1 protein-coding gene and 1 pseudogene are annotated in these 1,238 nt (G+C 57.8%); both read left to right on the forward strand.

What is annotated here, in order from left to right:
* Window positions 1-99 precede the first annotated feature (99 nt).
* Window positions 100-588, forward strand: a complete 489-nt coding sequence (locus LOH53_RS16705; RefSeq protein WP_230068891.1) for an SRPBCC family protein — start codon at window positions 100-102, stop codon at window positions 586-588.
* A gap of 105 nt (window positions 589-693) precedes the next feature.
* Window positions 694-1,238, forward strand: a pseudogene (locus LOH53_RS16710) (DEAD/DEAH box helicase); the annotation flags it as partial.

Consider the following 1,238-nt stretch of genomic DNA (forward strand, 5'->3'; position numbering starts at 1 on the left):
GTGTGGGGGCCTCCCCCACTTAAAACACACCACCACACAACAGATCCGGCCCATGTTCCGCCAACTGCGCGAATCAACGATGTTGGGTATTCTTGTGGGATGTCCAATATCTTTTCTCATGCGCCCGATCCAGACTATGTTCCCGTAGAGGCCTCCTCTCGTGGAAAGGTGATCGTTGTTTTGGGGGTATCAGCTGAGCATGCTTTCGACGGTTTTACTGACGGTGTGCATCTTTGGTGGCCTGTCGAAACGATGAGCGTGTTTGGGATTGGTGCTCACATAGCATTTCTTGAGGATCACCTTGTGGAGGAATCCGATGACGGCGAGGAGTCGGTCTTGGCCAACGTCGTTGACTGGGACGCTTCCTCTGCTTTGGGACTCGAGTGGACCGTTGGGAGTCACGCCTTCGCGCCTTTGAATGTGGAGATTACTTTCGAGGCAGTGGAATCGAACAGTTGCCGGGTGTCCGTCGAATTTGATCGCGTTTCCACTGACGAAGAGCAGATTAGTCGTGAATTCGTTTGTGATTGGTCACTTATCCTAGCCAGTTACACCAGATTCATGGGTGGAGCGCTCAGCCTCGACTAGACTGGTTTGTGGATCATTGGGTCCGAGGTTTTTGCAGTAGAAGATCACAAGTGAAGAGCGGCTGTTACTGTGCCAGTTAGTGCGCTCATAGGTTTAGGAGTCAGCATGGCTGAGCAATACGGTGCCAACCGCGAAAATAATTCACACGGAGACCACAAGGGTGGTCACAACCGTGGTGGGCAGGATGGGCGCTCCGGCGGAGACCGGGATAACCGCAGTGCCGACCGTCCCTTAGTAAATGGCCGGCGAGAAGACCGCAAGCCTTACGGTGATCGCGATTCACGCCCGAGCTACGGCAACCGCGACGACCGTCCGGCCCGTAGAAACGACCGCCCGAGCTATGGTGATCGTCCGGCCCGTTCCGGTGGAGACCGCCCTTATGGTGACCGTAAGCCTGCTGGTGACCGCGACTCACGCCCGAGCTACGGCAACCGCGACGACCGCCCGGCCCGTAGTAACGACCGCCCGAGCTATGGTGATCGTCCGGCCCGTTCCGGTGGAGACCGCCCTTATGGTGACCGTAAGCCTGCTGGTGACCGCGACTCACGCCCGAGCTACGGGAACCGCGACGACCGTCCGGCTCGTAGTAACGACCGCCCTTATGATGACCGTAAGCCTGCTGGTGACCGCGACTCACGCCCGAGCTACGG

Source organism: Arthrobacter cryoconiti (assembly GCF_020905375.1).
GTDB lineage: Bacteria > Actinomycetota > Actinomycetes > Actinomycetales > Micrococcaceae > Specibacter > Specibacter cryoconiti.